Source organism: Methylobacterium sp. P3_A11, from assembly GCF_056403155.1.
This window is the reverse complement of sequence record NZ_JBFUGA010000113.1, coordinates 1-18926: the sequence shown is the minus strand read 5'-3', so window position 1 is coordinate 18926 and position 18926 is coordinate 1. Positions and strand designations below refer to the sequence as shown.

Sequence of the window (18926 nt, the reverse complement as noted above, 5' to 3'; positions counted from 1 at the left end):
GAACGGCAGAGCTGGTCGTGCCACAGGTCGGGCAACGCCCATGCACACGCCGCGCATGGGCGAAGACGACAAGACGACCGTCGCTCCGGATGACGCGCTCGATGGCGCAGCCCGGCAGGGATGAGGACAGGATCATCCCCCTGGTGAACCAGCCCGTGGCATCCCCGTCACCGCGACCGTTCCACGCAAAGTGCGGGAGAACCACTTTCTTGAGGCAAGTCCAAATCCGCTGGGGACTCGCGTCGGCGGCGCTGCTGGCGTTCGGAGGAATCGTGCTGGCGAAGGTCGGGCTGGCGGGCCGCTGAGCCGGTCCACCCGATGAGCCGTGGGCTCGGACTCAGCCGAGGCGCGTTTCGAGTCAGAGTCTTGGATCCCGCTGCCACCTGTGATTAAACCGGGCCTCGACATTCACCTAGATCACCTCGGCCCCGCCGGCACCGCCGCTCGGGGCTTCCTCATTTCCGCTGCCCCGCTACGCTGCGCATAGATTCGGCCTTAGATCCCCAGAGATTCGAATCTGGGAAGGGTCGCCCGGTCCGCCGGCGCGGGCTTTTCGTGCCTGGAATACCGGCGCAGGCTGCGGAGAACCGTTGGCGATGTCTTCGGTTTGCAGTGTAGGGGGCCTGACCAAGGAGGTGTCGATGCCGCGCTACTTCATCAGCACAGCCAAAGGCATCGAGATCGATGACGACGAGGGCGTCGAGCTATCCGACCCCAGGGCTTTGCGCGTCATGCTTCGAGAGACGCTGGCGGCGATCCTTCGCGACGAAAGCGCGATCGATGGTGCGACCGAGTGCAGCGCCCGAGCTTACGACCAAGACGGGAAACTCGTGATGCGAGCGCGGGCCAGCATCGAAATTACGGATCAGTAGGGCGCTCGGCCAGATGCGGCTGAAATCGGACGTTCCCCCGCCCCGTGAGCCGATTGGGCGACAGATCAGCCTTGGCCCTGCTGAGCGAGCGTGGCATGACTTGGCCATGAGCGACAGTGAGACGAACATCCACCCCTACACGCTGGAGGTTATCCCTCCGAAGGAAGAGGGCGGCGCCTACAACTTCGCGATCCGCAAGCACGGCAAGCTGGCTCAGCGCTCCGACCGTAGCTATCCGACCGAAGCAAAAGCCCAAGCCGCCGGCATGGCCATGGTCGAAAAGCTACTCAGCGGCTCGGATCGATGACACCCCACCCGCCCGTGAGCAGATCGGGGCGGCGCCGAGCGGAGGTGATGTGTAACCGGTGCGGCCTATCGGATCGCCAGACCATTGGCCATGATCCGGTATGGCGACCTCTATCCAAAGTTGCGAAGTGAACGTGGATGGCGTGTGGAACGCACTTGGCCTGAAAGAGGCGCAACTGCTTCACCGCAACGCAATCAAGCGCTGCCCGATCTGCCATGGTCGGATCTCGCTCCTCGGCTCCTACGGCCTGGAACGGCACCTGTCGCTTTCGCCCCGCCGGGCGCATCCCGGCTGCCCGCTGAACCCAAAACACTTCAGCGGCGTGTCGACGCGCCATCTTGGAGCGGTCGAGTAGGCCTCAGCGCTGCACCGCCTCGATGTCGTCCTCGTAGATCGAGTCCGGCTGGCAGGCGTGCCACTCCATCTTTCCCTCAGCCTGTCCCTTCCGGCCGTAACAGTAGCCGGCCTGAGCAAGGCGGCCGCTGAGCCGATCGCGGAGCCGGCACTGCTCCCTGAGGATGGCCGGATCTCCAGAGCCCTCACAGGCCTGCGCAGCCTTCACCTCAGCGGTCAGCAGCTCGGGGACGGTCGGAAGCTGCTGCTGAGCCTGCGCCCCACCGGCAGCGACGAGAGCGAGGAAGGCGACGGCTGTGCGCATGGGAGAAGGTTAGCGGAGCCGTTGCCTCTGGCAACCTGTTTCGCGACGGCGTGCAGAACTACGAGGCTGGATGGCGAAGGCGGGTCGGTGGGACTTAATCACCCAGGGTACCGACTGGAACGCCGGCCCTCATCCACAGTTGGTCAGGCCATACCGGCATGTGCCGGATTACTGTGACCTGAGAGTGCCATGACCAGCCGAAGCGTTCAGTCAGCCCTTCTCGCCCTCGCGCTCATTGCCAGCAGCGCCGGGATAGCTACCGCGCAGTCCACGCCCAACGGAAACACCTCCACTTCTGGCGCGCCGGCTGGATCCGGTAGCAGCGGTAATGGCGCCACCGGCAGCGGGGCAGCGCCAAGCGGTAAGTAACCGACCTCAAACCTCCGATAGCTCAGTCCGCCCGGCCCAGCGCTGCGGCGGGCTTTTTTCGATACGTGCTAGGCGGCCGACGACACGCCGTCGCACCGTCTTCTAATCGACAGTCGAAACCTACGTATCGTTTCGCCTCACCGCCCGGTGGGGCTTTTTTGGACTGTTTGCCACTTCACCCGCCCGGTTCGCCGGTGCGGGCTTTCTTGTTTCGGCCCTACGCCTTCATCTCTGCGAGCATTGTGGCGCCTTCGGTCAGAAAGAACGCCTTGATCTTCGGGTTGCGGACCCGCAGGGCGCAGTGTCTCGCGATCTCGTTCATGAACCGATTTTTTGGGTTCTTGAGGAGATCGGCCAGATATGTCTGCGCTTCAGCCTCGGTAGCAATAGTGAAAGGTTGAGGGTCCACGGCGCACCTCCGCTTTGACCTGCCCGGTCCGCTGGTGCGGGCTTGTCATGCCCTGCCAACCGACCGACGAACGGTAAATTCGCGGGACGCGCGTCTAGCGCGTAACCTGCAAATCGATGATGGGACCGCCGATGTCGAAGAAGTCGTCTTCGTCAAGATTTGCCAACTCGACCTCTTCCTGCCGGCGCTGAAGCGGCACGAGTACAGAGATCATCCCAAGACACATCGCCCCAGCAACCAGGGCGGCTAATAAAGCAAGGGTCATGGATGACACCGGTAGTCGGGACGAGACAGGGAAGGTGGGCCGGTAAGCTTAAGTTTCGGTTTCGCTTGGTTGGGCTGCGACCGTCGCTCCCGGCCATCCTGCCAGCGAACCGCGTTGCGTATCGGCTCGGCTCACACGCGCTGGTGAGATCGGACGCTCCGCCGCCGCCTGAGCAGGTCGGGGCGGGGCCGAGAGGGTGATCGCGTTGACCAGCGAGCAGAGCGAGAGTTTATCTGCATAAATCGACGCGGAGCGTACTGCTTCGCCGTGCCGCGACTGTCTCGGTTTATTGAGAGGCAGCCCTGGGAACCGACTGCTTTGCGGCCGGCCTCGGCAGAATGACCGCATGATGTAAGACCTCTCGCCCGCCGTTGCCTCTTGGCGCGACCAGATCGAGCGCCTGTCCGAGCACGCCAGGCCCGTGTCTCGCGGGCGTTAGCTCCGTTTGCGGCAGATCAACATCCTGCCGCAAACAGGTTGTCACGGTGGAGCGCCAGTTGGGTTGGGGAAGGTGCTAGTATCCCCCCTCGCGATGCATCTTGGGCCATTCCACGTAAGCCGCCGCACCCGCGCAGACCTGCGGCGGACTGGCCAAAAAAAGTCGGCGCCGTGATGGTCGCCAAGACGCTAACCGGCGGCCCGATGGACGGACTGCTCTGAGCCAACCGCACTTTTCGCACAAGCCGATGGTCTGACAGCCGAAATCGGCTTCCATTCACATTCGTCCACTGGTCGCGAAGAACGCTGCCGGCCGCACCTTGCGGGGCGTGATCTCCTCAGGTTTGTTCCTCATTCGTTCGCGAACGGAGGCCGCCAGAATGGGGCGCCTGGGTGATGCAGCGCCCGGTCGGGTGTACGTCGACTGCGCTTCTTGCAAGCGCTCTGGGCGATACACCGTCGCCAGCCTGATCGGTCGCTACGGGGCCGACATCTCCACGCTCGACGTCCTGCGCCACCTGACAGCCTCGTGCCGCTACCAACGGCCGCCTGGAGCGCCGTCCGCGCGGAAATACGAGCACCTCTGCCTCGCCGCGATCACACTGCCGCCGCCCGCCGAGAAGAACCCTCCGGTACCGCCGGGCGTGCCTTACACGATCGAGGTCTGGCGCAAGACCGGCGGCAACGTCGAGCTGCACCTCGCGACGATCTATCCGCTGTCCATGGCGATCGTTGCGTTCGAGGCCGCCTGCCTGGAATGGCCGGCACACGAGGTCACGCTTCGGGATCGCGCTCGGATCGTGCGGAAGCGAGAGGTGCCGCCGCGGAGCGCCAACGCGTGAAATTCCGGTGCGTCTCGCTGACCGCCAAGCCGTCGGCCTTCAGGCGCATCAGGGCGCGAGTCGCATGCAGGGACCGCTCCCGGCCGGTCAGGCCGGCGCGCTCGGCGATCTCGGTTGCGGTCGATGGCTCGGACGTCAGCGCGACCAGGACGCGCGGGCGGCTATCCAAGCGCGGCTGGGCGCCTCCAGGTGATGGGGCCTTCGGCATCTTGCCGGCCTACTGCAACCGACTGGGACCCTCTGTGAGGCCGAGCCGAAGCGCGAGCCCCAGGAGATGCTCCAGCGAAATCCGCTCGCCACCATCGATCCGCCAATGCTCGAAATCGCCGTCCGGTTCGACGGAGTGCCCGCATACGCGCAGCAACTCGACGGCCTCTGCGACCGGGTCGTACTCGACGAAGCTCATCCGTTCACCGAATGCGCCAGCAGGATCGCGGTCCGGATCATGGGCCACTTCCACGCCGGCTTGTCGGTGGTCAGCGCCTCGTCCGCGTGGGTATTCGCCCGGACGGTCTCGACAAGGTCGAGGGTCCAGCACTTCGCGAGCGGGTACGATTCGGTGGCGAGGTCGGCCGGCACCGTATCGACCGCCGCATCGATCTCCAGCTCGGAGATTTCGGCGGCTTCACGTGGTTCGAAAACGGTTGGGGGGATGGCCACGCGAACCTGCCGGTGAGGCTCGCTGGACACGTCTCAGGTTCGCTGAACCTGGGAGACCTAAGCAAACGGCCGTTTCCAGTCAAAAAACCATCCAACCTCAATAGATTAGATGGTGGGCGCGACAGGGATCGAACCTGTGACCCCTACCATGTCAAGGTAGTGCTCTCCCGCTGAGCTACGCGCCCGGGCCGGAGCCATGCGTGCTCCGGTGGGCGGGGCCTATAGCCGCTGCTCGGCGAGGGCGCAAGCGGAACCTGCGCGGGACGGGCCGGATCGACGGCGTCCAGCCGGCCGACGCCGCCCTGGTGCACGCCGGCGGAAAAATGCGCTATGGCCCTGCCGCTCGGCATCCGGCCGTGCCGCGACACAGGGCGGACACGGGGCGCCGGTACGCCGCCGCCTCACGCTTCGGGACATGCGCTACTTCATCGACCACGATCAGGGCCTTTCGATCCGCGGCTGGATCGTGCCGGACAATCCCCTCGCCATCAGCCGGGTCGTGGTCGCGGTCGACGGACGACGCGTGGCTGAGGTCCCGGCCAGCGTCACCGACGAGGCGTTCAAGCGCAACGGCTGGCACGCCACCGGGCAGTGCACCTTCGTGGTCACGGAGGCAGAGGTGCCCGGGCTGCCCGAGATCCCGCGGCTCGAACTCTACGATGCCGACACCAACGTGCTGGTCTACCGCCGCGTGCCGAGCGAGGGACGGGTGCGGCTGCGGACCATGCTGATCAACACCGGCATCGAGCCCGAGAGCGTCCTGCAGACGGCACTCTTCCCGCATTTCCAGCATTGCTACTTCGGCATCCACAAGCTTCCGGACGAGATCCTGAGCTGCGTGCTGACCGGCCCGGCCGCGCCGTCGGCCTTCCTCTCGGGGGCCATCACCGTCCCGCGCTACGAGAACTTCATGACGCCGGATCTGATGATCACGGCGATCCTGCTGCAGGAGCCGCAGATCGAGATGGCGACCCGGATGCGCTGGCTGAAGGCCCGGGCGGCCGATGCCGCCGATCCGGCGCGCAGCTGGCGCCTCGGCTCGCTCGCCGAGGCCGCCGCCTTCGCGGAGGGCTACGACTTCTCCGACGTGAAGAGCCTCAAGCGCTTCTTCCGCATGCTGCCGGAGCCCGCCTACCGCCTGCTCTACAATCCGCTGACCCGCCAGCTCGGGACCCGCATGCCGGACGACCGGCTGCATCCGGGCAACTCCATCGCGGCGATCGAGATTCTCGCCCGGGTCGGGATCGTCGGACACAAGACCCGGTTTCCCGCCTTCGCGTCGACGCTGTTCGACCGCCTGGGTATCGGCACGCCGATTCCGGCCCTGCCCCCGGTGCCGGCCGAGACGCTGGCGCTCGCCGAGCGCCTGACGTCCGTCAAGGCGGTCGAGGACATGATCGTGTTCGACGTTGCTATGTCGGACGCCGTGAAGGCCTCGGTCGACAAGAGCTGGAGCTGATGGTGCGTTCGACCGGGCCGGCCGTGTCCGAACCCCGCCTTCCGCCGACGCAGCTCACGGGGCTCTGGCGCAAGGGGCGCGCCCTGACGGCCCGGGCGGGCTCCGACGGGCTGCGCGTCCCGCTTCCGGAACTCGCGGGCCGCTGGGTCGAGATCGTCCTGTCCAATGACCCCGCCGAGGGCCGCGACACCGTCCCGGATCTCAGCTTCGTCGGCGCCGACGGGCGTCCGGGCTCGCTGCTGCCCCAGGAGCCCCGCGGTGGGGGCGCCTTCGCGTGGATCGGCTGCCTGCCCGAGGACGTCGTCGAGCTGCGCGTGGCCGACCCGGCCGGGCGGGTCCCGGTCCGGCTGCGCCGGATCGCCGTGCGCAGGCTCGCCCGGCCGATCCTGGCCGCACGCGGCCTCCTGCGCGATCCCGGCCTGACCGTGCAGGCCCTGTACTGGCGGCTCCTCGGCAAGAAGGTGCGCGCGCGGGGCTACCTCGGCCGGGCGCTGCGCCACCGGCGCGTGAGCGGCTACGAGGCCTGGCTCGGCACCCACGCCCTGCGTCGCGCCGAGCGGGACGGGATCGCCGCCGAGATCGCCGCCTGGACCGATCCGCCCCTGATCTCCGTGCTGATGCCGGTCCACGATCCCGACCCGAAGGTGCTGCGGGCGGCCCTCGCGTCGCTGCGCGGGCAGCTCTATCCCCACTGGGAATTGTGCGCCGTCGACGACGCCTCGACGCGCCCCGAAATCCCGCGGATCCTGGCCCGCGCCGCCGAGGCCGACCCGCGGATCCGCATCCTCACCCGGGCGGAGAACGGCCACATCGCCCGGGCGACCAACGACGCGCTAGGCATGGCCCGGGGCGCGGTCTGCGCCTTCATGGACCACGACGACGCCCTCACCGACGACGCCCTCTACGAGGTCGCCCGGGCGCTGCGCCGCGATCCGGACCTCGTGCTGATCTACAGCGACGAGGACAAGATCGACGGGCGCGGCCGCCGGTTCGACCCGCACTTCAAGGCGTGCTTCGACCGCGAGCTTCTCTACGCGCAGAACTACATCAATCATCTCACGGTCGTGCGCACCGAGGCCCTTCGCGCCGTCGGAGGCCTGCGCCCGGGCTTCGAGGGCAGCCAGGACCACGACCTGCTGCTGCGGCTGACCGACGGGCTCGACCCCGGCCGCATCCGCCACATCCCGCGGGTGCTCTATCACTGGCGCGCCGCGCAGGGCTCCGGTACCTTCTCGGACCGGTCCCTCGCCCGGGCGGAGGCCGCGCGCCTGCGCGCCCTGGAGGAGGTCGTGGCCCCCTTTGGCGGCCGGGCGGAGCGCGGTCCCGGCGGCTTCAACCGCCTGATCCGGCCGCTGCCGGCGCCGCCGCCGCGGGTCTCCGCGATCATCCCGACCCGGGACCGGGCCGAGATCCTGGCGGTGACCCTCGACGGGCTGCTCGGCTCGACCGACTACCCCGACATCGAGGTGATCATCGTCGACAACGACAGCTGCGAGCCCGAGACCGCGGCCCTGTTCGCCCGCTACCGGGACGATCCGCGGCTGCGCGTCGTGCCGGTGCCCGGCGCCTTCAACTTCTCGGACCTGTCGAACCGCGGCGCCGCCGCGGCCACCGGCGCGGTGCTCCTGTTCCTCAACAACGACATCGAGGTGCTCGAGCCCGGCTGGCTCGCCGAGCTGGTCCGCCACGCGGTGCGGCCGGAAATCGGCGCCGTGGGGGCGAAGCTGCTCTACCCTGACCGGACGATCCAGCACGGCGGAATCGTGCTGGGGATCGGGGGCGTGGCCGGCCACAGCCATCTCGGTGCCGCGGACACCGATCCCGGCTATTTCTGCCGCATGGTCATCGCCCACGAGGTCTCGGCGGTCACCGGGGCGTGCCTGGCGATGCGCGCGCAGGTTTTCACGGAGGTCGGCGGGTTCGACGCGCAGGCCCTGAAGGTCGCCTTCAACGACGTCGACCTGTGCCTGAAGGTCCGCCGGGCCGGCTATCGTATCATCTGGACGCCCTTCGCCACGCTGATCCACCACGAGTCGAAGAGCCGCGGGGCGGAGGACACCCCGGAGAAGCAGAAGCGCTTCGAGGGCGAGGTCCTGACCATGCTGGACCGCTGGGGGCCGGAGCTGCGCGCCGATCCCTATTACAACATCAACCTGTCACGGAATTCCGCGCATTACCGGGTGTGAGCGGCGCGCGCCGCTCCGTCGCCCACGGTCCGCGACCCCGTGTTGCTATGCATGCGTCAGTGGGTGAACTTGCGTCCGGAGCCGGTTGCGATACCTCTGGACATGCCGCATGAGGCGGTTCCGGCCAAGGCGACCCAAGGGACGCGCGGCGAGGGCGGCAGCCAACAATGAGTTCGAACACACCCATGGCCTCGGCCACGACCCTGGAGCGCGACGCCCAGCAGGCGATGGGGGACCACAAGGTTCATCCCAACGAGATCGCCATCGGCGTGGTGATCGGACGCGCGTCCGAATACTTCGACTTCTTCGTTTTCGGCATCGCCTGCGTGCTCGTCTTCCCGAAGGTGTTCTTCCCCTTCGTCGACCCCCTGAAGGGCACGCTCTACGCCTTCGCGATCTTCGCCCTCGCCTTCATCGCCCGGCCGGTCGGCACCGTGCTGTTCATGGCGATCGACCGCCGCCACGGGCGCAGCGTCAAGCTGACCACGGCGCTGTTCCTGCTCGGCGGGTCGACGGCGGCGGTGAGCTTCCTGCCGCGCTACGACAGCATCGGCATCTCGGCGGTCTACATCCTCGCCGGCCTGCGGATCCTGCAGGGCCTCGCGCTGGGCGGCGCCTGGGACGGCCTCGCCTCGCTCCTCGCCATGAACGCCCCGCGGGAGCGGCGCGGCTGGTACGCGATGATCCCGCAGCTCGGCGCGCCGCTGGGCTTCATGGTAGCCAGCGCCCTGTTCGCCTTCTTCATCGTCAACCTCGACGAGGCCGACTTCATCGACTGGGGCTGGCGCTTCCCGTTCTACTGCGCCTTCACCATCAACGTGGTCGCCCTGTTCGCCCGGCTGCGCCTCGTCGCCACCGACGAGTTCGCCCGGATGATGGACCTCGACCGGCTGCGCCCGGTCCCGGCCCTGGAGCTGTTCCGCCACCACGCCGGCGACGTGATCCGCGGCGCCTTCGTGCCGCTCGCCGCCTTCGCGCTGTTCCATCTCGTGACGATCTTCCCGATCGCGTGGCTGGCGCTCAACACCACCACCCGCTCGCCGGGCGAGTTCCTGATCGTCCAGTTCTCGGGCGCCATCGTGTGCGCCGGCGCGGTGGCGGCCTCCGGCCTGATCGCCGACCAGATCGGCCGCCGCAACTCCTTGATCATGAGCAGCTCGCTGATCGGCTTCTTCGCCGTCGGCAGCATCATCGCGCCGCTCCTGTTCGGCGAGAGCGCCATCGGCCAGACGATCTACGTCACGATCGGCTTCATGCTGCTCGGCCTCGCCTACGGCCAGACCGCGGGTGCGGTGAGCGCCCGCCTCGGCAACCGCTACCGCTACACCGGCGCGGCGCTGACCTCGGACTTCGCATGGCTGCTCGGGGCCGGGTTCGCCCCGCTCGTCGCGCTGTTCCTGTCGCAGCGCTACGGGTTGGCGATGATCGGGGTCTATCTCCTGTCCGGCGCGGTCTGCAGCCTCGTGGCCCTGTTCACCGACCGCTCGGAAATGCGTCAGATGTGACGGCTGTGGCGGGCGGCGCAGGCTGGCCGCCCACCCTTGGCTGACAGGGTCGCCGCCTCGTGCGGCACGGCAGAAGCGCCGCGGCAGCGGCTTGGCAAAAGTGCCGCGCGAGCGGCCTGGCAAAAGTGCCGCGCGAGCGGCGTGGGATGACGAGACGCGTGCTGTGACCTCCACGACCGATCGACCCGACAGGACCGAGACCGCGCGCCCTCGGGGCGCAAGCGGACGCCGCCTCCTGCCGCTCCTCGCCCTGCCGCTCCTGACGCTGCTGGGCGGCTGCAACTTCGTCGTCCTGCACCCGGCCGGTTACGTGGCCGAGCAGCAGCGCAACCTCGTGCTGGCGGCCACCGGGCTGATGCTTCTGATCATCGTCCCGGTGATCGCCTTCACGCTGATCTTCGCGTGGCGCTACCGCGCCGGCAACCAGGATGCGGTCTACGATCCGGAATGGCACCACTCGACGCAACTCGAGGTGCTGATCTGGACGGCGCCGCTGATGATCATCATCGCGCTGGGCGCCCTCACCTGGATCGGGACCCACACCCTAGATCCGTTCCGGCCGCTCAGCAAGATCGACCCCAAGCGCGACGTCCCGGCGGGCACGGTGCCGCTGGAGGTCGAGGCGGTGGCCATGGATTGGAAGTGGCTGTTCCTCTACCCGCAATACGGGATCGCCACGGTCAACGAGCTGGCCGCGCCGGTGGACCGGCCGATCCGCTTCAAGATCACCGCCACCGACGTGATGAACACGTTCTACGTGCCGACCCTCGCCGGCATGGTCTACGCGATGCCGGGCATGCAGACGCAGCTCCACGCGGTGATCAACCGCGAGGGCGCCTACGAGGGCCGCTCGGCCCATTACAGCGGCGCCGGCTTCTCCAACATGTTCTTCAAGTTCCACGGCCTGACCAACGACAAGTTCGACCAGTGGATCGCCAAGGCCAAGGCCGAGGGCGGCGAGCTGAGCCAGGAGGCCTACCTGAAGCTCGAGGAGCCGAGCGAGGCCGAGCCGGCGCGGCTCTACAAGGCCTACATGAAGGGGCTCTTCGACCGGATCATCGGCATGTGCCCGCGGCCGGACCAGATGTGCGTCGGCGAGATGGCCAAGATCGACGCGCAGGGCGGCGCCTCCGGCGCGGAGGCTGCCGAGAACTACCGGCGGCTGCAATACGACAACCGGCTCGCCGACCGCGGCGTCGAGGGACCCGGCGCGACGGTCCCGGCCTCGGGGACGGGACCGCACGGCCAAACGCAGCCGCAGGGCATGAAGCCGCGGCCCGACATGGGCAACCCCGACGTCCGGGGGCGGACATCGCCCGAGGGCGCGGGCTCCGGCCAGGGCCGGAGCGAGGGCGACCAGATCGCTCCCAAGCAACTGAACCAATGACGCCATTCAACCACGCAAGCCGCTCGCCGTGAGAGCGGAACCCACGCACGAGACCGGCGGTCGCCGTCGAACCCACTGAACGGGCCGATCCCATGTTCGCAAACCTGGACCTCCAGCAACTGCTCTTCGGTCGATTTACGATCGAGCAGATCCCCTACCATGAGCCGATCCTGCAGGCGACGTTCGCCGGGGTCGCCGTGGTCGGCCTCGCCGTGCTCGGCGTCATCACCTACTACCGTTTCTGGGGGACGATGTGGCGTGACTGGATCACGTCGATCGACCACAAGAAGATCGGCATCATGTACTGCATCTTCGCGGGCGTGATGCTGCTGCGCGGCTTCGCCGACGCGATCCTGATGCGCTCGCAGCAGGCCGTGGCGTTCGGCTCGGAACAGGGCTTCCTGCCGCCGCACCACTACGACCAGATCTTCACCGCCCACGGCATGATCATGATCTTCTTCGTGGCGATGCCGTTCGTCACGGGGCTCATGAACTTCGCCGTGCCGCTGCAGATCGGCGCCCGCGACGTCGCCTTCCCGTTCCTGAACAACTTCAGCTTCTGGATGACGGTGGCCGGCGGCATGCTGGTGATGGTCTCGCTGTTCGTCGGCGAGTTCTCCCGCGCCACCTGGCTCGCCTACCCGCCGCTCTCGGAGGCCTCCATGAGCCCCGGCGTCGGCGTCGACTACTACATCTGGGCGCTGCAGATCGCCGGCATCGGGACGCTGCTCTCGGGCATCAACCTGATCGCCACCATCGTGAAGATGCGGGCGCCCGGCATGACCATGATGAAGCTGCCGATCTTCGTCTGGTCGTCGCTGTGCACCAACATCCTGATCGTGGCCGCCTTCCCGATCCTCACGGCCGTTCTCGCGATGCTGTCGCTCGACCGCTACGTCGGCACGCATTTCTTCACGAACGACCTCGGCGGCAACGCCATGCTGTACTTCAACCTGATCTGGATCTGGGGTCACCCGGAGGTCTACATCCTGATCCTGCCGGCCTTCGGCGTGTTCTCGGAGATCACTTCGACCTTCTGCGGCAAGCGCCTGTTCGGCTACACCTCGATGGTCTACGCACTGGTGGTCATCACCATCCTCGCCTACCTCGTGTGGCTGCACCACTTCTTCACGATGGGCTCGGGTGCGGACGTGAACTCGTTCTTCGGGATCACGACCATGATCATCTCGATCCCGACGGGCGCGAAGATCTTCAACTGGATGTTCACCATGTACCGCGGCCGGATCCGGTTCGAGGTGCCGATGCTCTGGGTGGTGGCGTTCATCGTCACCTTCGTGATCGGCGGCATGACCGGCGTCCTCTTGGCCGTGCCTCCGGCCGACTTCGTGCTGCACAACTCGCTGTTCCTGATCGCGCACTTCCACAACGTAATCATCGGCGGCGTGCTGTTCGGCATGTTCGCCGGCGTGACCTTCTGGTTCCCGAAGGCCTTCGGCTTCAAGCTCGACGAGTTCTGGGGGAAGGTCGCCCTCGTGTTCTGGGTCACCGGGTTCTACGTCGCCTTCATGCCGCTCTACGTGCTCGGCCTGATGGGCGTGACCCGGCGCATGCAGCATTTCGACGACCCGTCGCTGCAGATCTGGTTCGTGATCGCGGCCATCGGCGCGGCGCTCATCGCCTGCGGCATCGCCTCGCAGATCATCATGTTCGTGGTCTCGATCCGGAACCGCGACAAGCTGCGCGACCTCAGCGGCGACCCGTGGGGCGGCCGGACCCTCGAGTGGTCCACCTCCTCGCCGCCGCCGGACTACAACTTCGCCTTCACGCCGGTGGTCCACGATTCCGACGCGTGGTGGGACATGAAGAACCGTGGCTTCGACCGCCCGCTCAAGGGCTACAAGCCGATCCACATGCCCAAGAACACCGCGACCGGCGCGATCCTGGCGGGCCTGAACTTCGCCTTCGGCATCGCCATGATCTGGTACGTCTGGTGGCTGGCGATCCTCAGCTTCGTGGCGATCTTCGTCGTGGCGATCGCCCACACCTTTAATTACAATCGCGACTACTACATTCCCGCCGACGTCGTCAGTCGGACGGAAGGTCAGCGGACGCGCGAACTGGAGATGGCGTGATCCGATGATGCACGCGGAGACTGCACCCCCCGGCGCCGCGGCGCCGGTCTTCTACCAGACCGACGAGGAGGGCCATCATTCCGAGGGCTCGACCATGCTCGGGTTCTGGCTCTACCTGATGAGCGACTGCCTCATCTTCGCGACCCTGTTCGCGACCTACGGGGTGCTCGGGCGCAGCTACGCGGCCGGCCCCACCCCGAAGGAGCTGTTCGACCTGCCGGGCATCGCGGTGAACACCGCCATGCTGCTGTTCTCGTCCATCACCTACGGCTTCGCGATGCTGGAGATGGACCGGGACCGGGTGAGGCAGACGCAGATCTGGCTCGCCATCACCGGCCTGTTCGGCGTCGCCTTCGTGGCCCTGGAGATCCGGGAGTTCGTCCACCTGTTCCACGAGGGCGCGCCGCCCTGGCGCAGCGCGTTCCTGTCCTCGTTCTACACCCTGGTCGGAACCCACGGACTGCACGTCTCCATGGGCATCCTGTGGCTCGTCGTGCTGATGGTGCAGGTCAGCAAGCGCGGCCTGATCGTCGAGAACAAGCGCCGGCTGATGTGCCTGTCGATGTTCTGGCACTTCCTCGACCTGATCTGGATCGGCGTCTTCACCGTCGTCTACCTGATGGGAGTGCTCGAATGAGCGCCGACGCACGCCACCTCACCGGCCACGGTCAGGACACGCACGACGCCCACGCCCACAGCGAGGGCGGGCACGGCAGCTTCCAGAGCTACATGACGGGCTTCGTCCTGTCGGTGATCCTGACGGTGATCCCGTTCTGGCTGGTGATGGGCAACGTCCTCGACAACAGCCTCGTCACCACCCTGGTCATCCTGGCGCTCGGCGGCGTCCAGATGGTCGTGCACGTCATCTACTTCCTGCACATGAGCACGAAGTCGGAGGGCGGCTGGACCTTCATGGCGCTGATCTTCACCATCACGCTGGTGGTGATCATGCTCGCCGGCTCGGTGTGGGTCATGTACCACCTCAACCACAACATGATGCCGATGGATGCCCACGACGTCATGAACAACGCCCGCTGAGCGCGCGTCCGGAGACGAGGCCCGCGGGGTCGGCGGGGGGCCTGAGCCCCTCCCCGGCCCCGCTCTCGTTGCTGCGGCGCGCCGTGTTCGGCGTCGGCGCGGGCCTGGTCTTCGTCGTGCTCCTGGGGCTCGGAACTTGGCAGGTGGAGCGGCGGGCCTGGAAGCTCGACCTGATCGCCCGGGTCGAGGCCCGGGTCCACGCCCCGCCCGTGCCGGCCCCCGGTCCCGCCGCGTGGGCGCGCGTCGGCCCCGACGACGCCTACCGGCACGTCCGGCTCGCGGGCACCTTCCTGCACGATCGCGAGACCCTGGTTCAGGCCGTCACCGAGCTGGGCGGCGGCTTCTGGGTGCTGACGCCCCTGCGCCGTCCCGACGGGTCCCTCGTGCTGGTCAACCGCGGCTTCGTGCCCGGCGCCCGGCGGGATCCGGCGACCCGGGGGGACGGGCAGGTCGCGGGCGAAGCGACGGTCACCGGCCTCCTTCGGCTGACCGAGCCGAAGGGCGCCTTCCTGCGCTCCAATGACCCGAAGGACGACCGCTGGTATTCCCGCGACGTCGCGGGGATCGCGGCGGCGCGGGGCCTCGCTGACGTCGCCCCCTACTTCGTCGATGCCGACGCGACGCCCAATCCCGGCGGCCTGCCGGTGGGCGGCCTCACGGTGGTCGCCTTCCCCAACAACCACCTCGTCTACGCACTCACGTGGTACGGGATGGCGCTGATGCTGGCGGGGGCGGTGGTCTACCTGCTGCGGGGCGGGCGCAGGAAGGACGGGGTTGCGGAAGGGCGCTGAGGGATATCGTTTCACGCAGCCCTTTTCCCGGGCGCATGGAGCGCCAGCGGAATGCGACCCGGGATCGAGCGCAAGACATCGCGAAGCGTCATCATTCAGTGCCGCTTCGCGGCGCTTCCCCTGCTGGATCCCGGATCAGGTTCCGCTTCGCTCCACCTGTCCGGGAAAGGGCGCGGCGGATAGCACCCGTCGAAGGCTCGACCACAGGGGGAGTAGCCCGCTCCGAGCGCGTCTCTATAATGGCGTGACAAACGCCACAACGAGTCAGCGCCATGACCTCCCGCATCCCGAACTTCGCCGAAATCCCGTTCTCCGGCGAATCCCTCGCGGTCGCGGCTCCGGCGCTGGCCGAGCCCTGGATGACCCCGGAGGGCATCCCGGTGAAGGGCCATTACGGGCCGGAGGACCGGGCGGGCATCGAGTTCCTCGACACCTATCCGGGGATCGCGCCGTTCCTGCGCGGCCCCTACCCGACCATGTACGTCACCCAGCCCTGGACGATCCGGCAATATGCCGGCTTCTCCACGGCCGAGGATTCGAACGCCTTCTACCGCCGCAACCTCGCGGCCGGGCAGAAGGGCCTGTCGGTGGCCTTCGACCTCGCCACCCACCGCGGCTACGATTCCGACCATCCCCGCGTCTCGGGCGATGTCGGCATGGCGGGCGTGGCGATCGACTCGATCTACGACATGCGCACGCTGTTCTCAGGGATTCCCCTCGACGAGATGACCGTGTCGATGACGATGAACGGCGCCGTGCTGCCGATCCTCGCCCTCTACATCGTCGCCGCCGAGGAGCAGGGCGTGCCGCCGCAGAAGCTCGCCGGCACGATCCAGAACGACATCCTCAAGGAGTTCATGGTCCGCAACACCTACATCTATCCCCCCAAGGGATCGATGCGGATCATCTCGGACATCTTCGCCTACACGTCGAAGAACATGCCGAAGTTCAACTCGATCTCGATCTCCGGCTACCACATGCAGGAGGCCGGGGCGACGAACGACCTGGAACTCGCCTACACGCTGGCCGACGGCGTCGAGTACATCAAGGCGGGGCTGGCGGCCGGGCTGACCATCGACCAGTTCGCCCCGCGCCTGTCGTTCTTCTGGGCGATCTCGACCAACTTCTTCATGGAGGTCGCCAAGATGCGGGCCGCGCGCCTGATCTGGGCGAAGCTCGTGAAGGGGTTCGATCCGAAGTCCGAGAAGTCCCTGGCCCTGCGCACCCACTCGCAGACCTCGGGCTGGTCGCTCACCGCGCAGGACGTGTTCAACAACGTCACCCGCACCAACATCGAGGCGATGGCGGCGACTCAAGGGGGCACGCAGTCGCTCCACACCAACGCGCTGGACGAGGCCCTGGCGCTCCCCACCGACTTCTCGGCCCGGATCGCCCGCAACACCCAGCTGTTCCTCCAGCAGGAGAGCGGCACCACCCGGATCGTCGATCCCTGGGGCGGCTCCTACTACGTGGAGAAGCTCACCGCCGACATGGTGGCGCGCGCCTGGGAGCACATCCGCGAGGTCGACGGGCTCGGCGGCATGGCCAAGGCGATCGAGGCCGGCATCCCGAAGCTCCGCATCGAGGAGGCCGCCGCCCGCGCCCAGGCGCGGATCGATTCCGGCCGTCAGACCATTGTGGGCATCAACAAGTTCCGCGCCGACGACGAGATGGCGATCGAGCTGCTGCGGGTCGACAACGGCAACGTCCGCCGGCTCCAGATCGACAAGCTCAAGCGCCTGCGCGCCGAGCGCGACGAGGCCGCGGTGTCGGCCCGGCTCGACGCGCTCACGAAGGCCGCCGACGGCGCCGGCAACCTGCTGGAACTCGCCGTCGAGGCGGCCCGCGCCAAGGCGACGGTGGGCGAGATTTCCGAGGCCCTGGAGAAGGCCTGGGGCCGGCACCGCGCCGAGATCCGCTCGATCTCCGGCGTCTACAAGCGCGAGGTGGGGGGCATGTCGCCAGTGGTCGAGGAAGTCCGGGCGCTGGTCGAGGCGTTCGAGGAGAATGACGGCCGCCGGCCGCGCATCCTGGTCGCCAAGATGGGCCAGGACGGGCACGATCGCGGCCAGAAGGTGATCGCCTCGGCCTTCGCGGATCTCGGCTTCGACGTGGATATCGGGCCGCTCTTCGCCACGCCGGCGGAGGCCGCCCGCCAGGCGGTGGAGAACGACGTGCACATCGTCGGCGTCTCGTCGCTCGCCGCCGGCCACCTGACCCTGGTGCCGGAGCTGAAGGCGGCGCTGACCGAGCAGGGCCGGGACGACGTGATGATCGCCATCGGCGGCGTGATCCCGCCGGGCGACTACGCGGCGCTGACGGCGGCGGGCGCGGCGGCGATCTTCCCGCCCGGCACGGTGATCGCGGAGGCAGCCGCCAAGCTGATCCGCGCGCTGAACGAGCGGCTGGGCTACGCGGCCCGGCAGGCGGCGGAGTAGCGGTGCGGTACGCTTCGATCCTGCCGTCATCGCGAGCGTAGCGAAGCGACCCAGGGCCGCGCGACCCCGGTGAGCGCGGCGCCGCTGGATTGCTTCGCTCCGCTCGCAAAGACGGTTCCGTCGTCTGATCCCCCGAAACGCCGTAAAAAAAGTCCGCCCCTGTCGCCGGGGCTGGTGACGCCGCGCCTCCGCGCGGGCATTGAGGCGGGAGAGCCCGGGAGACGCCCGCTTATGACGACCCCGACGACCGTCGCCACCACGCCCTTCCCCGACCAGAAGCCGGGCACCTCCGGCCTGCGCAAGAAGGTGCCGGTGTTCCGGCAGCCGAACTACGTCGAGAACTTCGTCCAGGCGATCTTCGACACCCTGCCCGACAAGGCTGGGGCCACCCTGGTGCTCGGCGGCGACGGCCGCTTCCTCAACCGCGAGGTCGTGCAGAAGACCCTGCGCCTCGCCGCCGGCAACGGCTTCGGCCGGGTCCTGGTCGGGCGCGGCGGCCTGCTCTCGACGCCGGCCGCCTCCTGCGTCATCCGGAAGGCCAAGGCGCTCGGCGGCATCATCCTGTCGGCGAGCCACAACCCGGGCGGGCCGGACGGCGATTTCGGCATCAAGTTCAACGCCGCCAACGGCGGCCCGGCGCCGGAATCCCTCACCGACGCGATCTTCGCGCGCGCCAAGGCGATCACGGAATACCGCCTCGTTGAGGCCCCCGACCTCGACCTCGACACGCTGGGCGAGACCCGGCTCGGCGCCATGACGGTCACGGTGATCGACCCGGTGGCCGACTACGCCGAGCTGATGCGCACGCTCATCGACTTCGACGCGGTGTCGCGCCTGTTCGCCTCCGGCTTCCGCATGCGCTTCGACGCCATGAGCGCGGTGACGGGGCCGTACGCGACGGCGATCCTCGAGGGGATGCTCGGCGCCCCCGCCGGCACGGTGGTCAACGCCGTGCCGAAGGAGGATTTCGGCGGCCACCACCCCGATCCCAACCCGGTCCACTGCCACGACCTGTTCGACCTGATGCAGGGCCCCGCCGCGCCGGATTTCGGCGCGGCGTCCGACGGCGACGGCGACCGCAACATGATCGTGGCCCCGGGCCTGTTCGTGACGCCGAGCGACAGCCTCGCGCTGCTCGCCGCCCACGCCCAYCGGGCGCCCGGCTACGCGGGCGGTCTCGCGGGGGTCGCGCGCTCCATGCCCACGAGC

The 18926-nt window shown here is 67.9% G+C and carries 19 protein-coding genes and 1 tRNA gene; 14 read left to right on the top strand and 6 right to left on the bottom strand.

Annotated elements, in window-relative coordinates; translation table 11 throughout:
• The first annotated feature begins 641 nt into the window (after positions 1-641).
• The 3 genes from AC1DXK_RS25845 (at position 642) to AC1DXK_RS25835 (ending at position 1534) form a co-directional block, all read left to right on the top strand.
• Positions 642-872: a DUF6894 family protein gene (locus AC1DXK_RS25845; RefSeq protein ID WP_457105196.1), complete on the top strand. Its 231-nt coding sequence runs from the start codon at positions 642-644 to the stop codon at positions 870-872.
• A gap of 106 nt (positions 873-978) precedes the next feature.
• Positions 979-1179 carry a hypothetical protein gene (locus AC1DXK_RS25840; protein WP_457105195.1) on the top strand — a complete coding sequence of 67 codons (201 nt, stop codon included), beginning with the start codon at positions 979-981 and terminating at the stop codon, positions 1177-1179.
• A gap of 100 nt (positions 1180-1279) precedes the next feature.
• Positions 1280-1534: a hypothetical protein gene (locus tag AC1DXK_RS25835; protein ID WP_457105194.1), complete on the top strand. Its 255-nt coding sequence runs from the start codon at positions 1280-1282 to the stop codon at positions 1532-1534.
• Positions 1535-1537: 3 nt separating this feature from the next.
• On the opposite strand, the gene AC1DXK_RS25830 is transcribed toward AC1DXK_RS25835, so the two are convergent.
• From AC1DXK_RS25830 to AC1DXK_RS25820, 3 genes are all read right to left on the bottom strand, one after another.
• Positions 1538-1837: a hypothetical protein gene (locus tag AC1DXK_RS25830; protein WP_457105193.1), complete on the bottom strand. Its 300-nt coding sequence runs from the start codon at positions 1835-1837 to the stop codon at positions 1538-1540.
• Positions 1838-2423: 586 nt separating this feature from the next.
• On the bottom strand, positions 2424-2615 hold the full coding sequence (locus tag AC1DXK_RS25825) for a hypothetical protein (protein ID WP_457105192.1): 192 nt from the start codon (positions 2613-2615) through the stop codon (positions 2424-2426).
• A gap of 94 nt (positions 2616-2709) precedes the next feature.
• On the bottom strand, positions 2710-2880 hold the full coding sequence (locus tag AC1DXK_RS25820; RefSeq protein ID WP_457105191.1) for a hypothetical protein: 171 nt from the start codon (positions 2878-2880) through the stop codon (positions 2710-2712).
• 818 nt (positions 2881-3698) lie between these two features.
• On the opposite strand from AC1DXK_RS25820, the gene AC1DXK_RS25815 reads away from it, so the two are divergent.
• Positions 3699-4160: a hypothetical protein gene (locus AC1DXK_RS25815; protein WP_457105190.1), complete on the top strand. Its 462-nt coding sequence runs from the start codon at positions 3699-3701 to the stop codon at positions 4158-4160.
• Between the two features lie 217 nt (positions 4161-4377).
• Here AC1DXK_RS25815 and AC1DXK_RS25810 read toward each other — a convergent pair whose 3' ends face one another.
• From AC1DXK_RS25810 to AC1DXK_RS25800, 3 genes are all read right to left on the bottom strand, one after another.
• A complete protein-coding gene (locus AC1DXK_RS25810; protein WP_457105189.1) occupies positions 4378-4566 on the bottom strand; it encodes a hypothetical protein in 189 nt (62 codons plus the stop codon).
• Positions 4563-4820, bottom strand: a complete 258-nt coding sequence (locus tag AC1DXK_RS25805) for a hypothetical protein (RefSeq protein WP_457105188.1) — start codon at positions 4818-4820, stop codon at positions 4563-4565. The genes AC1DXK_RS25810 and AC1DXK_RS25805 overlap by 4 nt, the downstream gene beginning before the upstream one ends.
• Before the next feature lie 110 nt (positions 4821-4930).
• A tRNA-Val gene (locus AC1DXK_RS25800) sits at positions 4931-5005 on the bottom strand.
• A gap of 230 nt (positions 5006-5235) precedes the next feature.
• Here AC1DXK_RS25800 and AC1DXK_RS25795 point away from each other — a divergent pair.
• The 10 genes from AC1DXK_RS25795 to AC1DXK_RS25750 all read left to right on the top strand — a co-directional run.
• Positions 5236-6279: a hypothetical protein gene (locus AC1DXK_RS25795; protein WP_457105187.1), complete on the top strand. Its 1044-nt coding sequence runs from the start codon at positions 5236-5238 to the stop codon at positions 6277-6279.
• On the top strand, positions 6279-8465 hold the full coding sequence (locus tag AC1DXK_RS25790) for a glycosyltransferase family 2 protein (protein WP_477299415.1): 2187 nt from the start codon (positions 6279-6281) through the stop codon (positions 8463-8465). Before AC1DXK_RS25795 ends, AC1DXK_RS25790 begins: the two co-directional genes overlap by 1 nt.
• A 167-nt stretch (positions 8466-8632) precedes the next feature.
• Complete coding sequence (locus AC1DXK_RS25785; RefSeq protein ID WP_457105185.1) at positions 8633-9970, top strand: MFS transporter; 1338 nt, start codon at positions 8633-8635, stop codon at positions 9968-9970.
• 163 nt (positions 9971-10133) lie between these two features.
• On the top strand, positions 10134-11357 hold the full coding sequence (gene cyoA / locus AC1DXK_RS25780; protein WP_457105184.1) for a ubiquinol oxidase subunit II: 1224 nt from the start codon (positions 10134-10136) through the stop codon (positions 11355-11357).
• Between the two features lie 92 nt (positions 11358-11449).
• Positions 11450-13450 carry a cytochrome o ubiquinol oxidase subunit I gene (gene cyoB, locus AC1DXK_RS25775; RefSeq protein WP_457105183.1) on the top strand — a complete coding sequence of 667 codons (2001 nt, stop codon included), beginning with the start codon at positions 11450-11452 and terminating at the stop codon, positions 13448-13450.
• Positions 13451-13454: 4 nt separating this feature from the next.
• Positions 13455-14087: a cytochrome o ubiquinol oxidase subunit III gene (cyoC, locus tag AC1DXK_RS25770; protein WP_457105182.1), complete on the top strand. Its 633-nt coding sequence runs from the start codon at positions 13455-13457 to the stop codon at positions 14085-14087.
• Positions 14084-14488 (top strand): cytochrome o ubiquinol oxidase subunit IV, encoded by a 405-nt coding sequence (cyoD, locus tag AC1DXK_RS25765; RefSeq protein ID WP_457105181.1) that lies wholly within the window; start codon positions 14084-14086, stop codon positions 14486-14488. Before cyoC ends, cyoD begins: the two co-directional genes overlap by 4 nt.
• A gap of 68 nt (positions 14489-14556) precedes the next feature.
• Positions 14557-15279, top strand: a complete 723-nt coding sequence (locus AC1DXK_RS25760) for an SURF1 family protein (protein ID WP_457105180.1) — start codon at positions 14557-14559, stop codon at positions 15277-15279.
• A gap of 272 nt (positions 15280-15551) precedes the next feature.
• Positions 15552-17717, top strand: a complete 2166-nt coding sequence (gene scpA / locus AC1DXK_RS25755) for a methylmalonyl-CoA mutase (RefSeq protein ID WP_457105179.1) — start codon at positions 15552-15554, stop codon at positions 17715-17717.
• Positions 17718-17948: 231 nt separating this feature from the next.
• Positions 17949-18926 (top strand): alpha-D-glucose phosphate-specific phosphoglucomutase (locus tag AC1DXK_RS25750; RefSeq protein WP_477299414.1); only part of this gene is annotated, 978 nt, incomplete at its 3' end.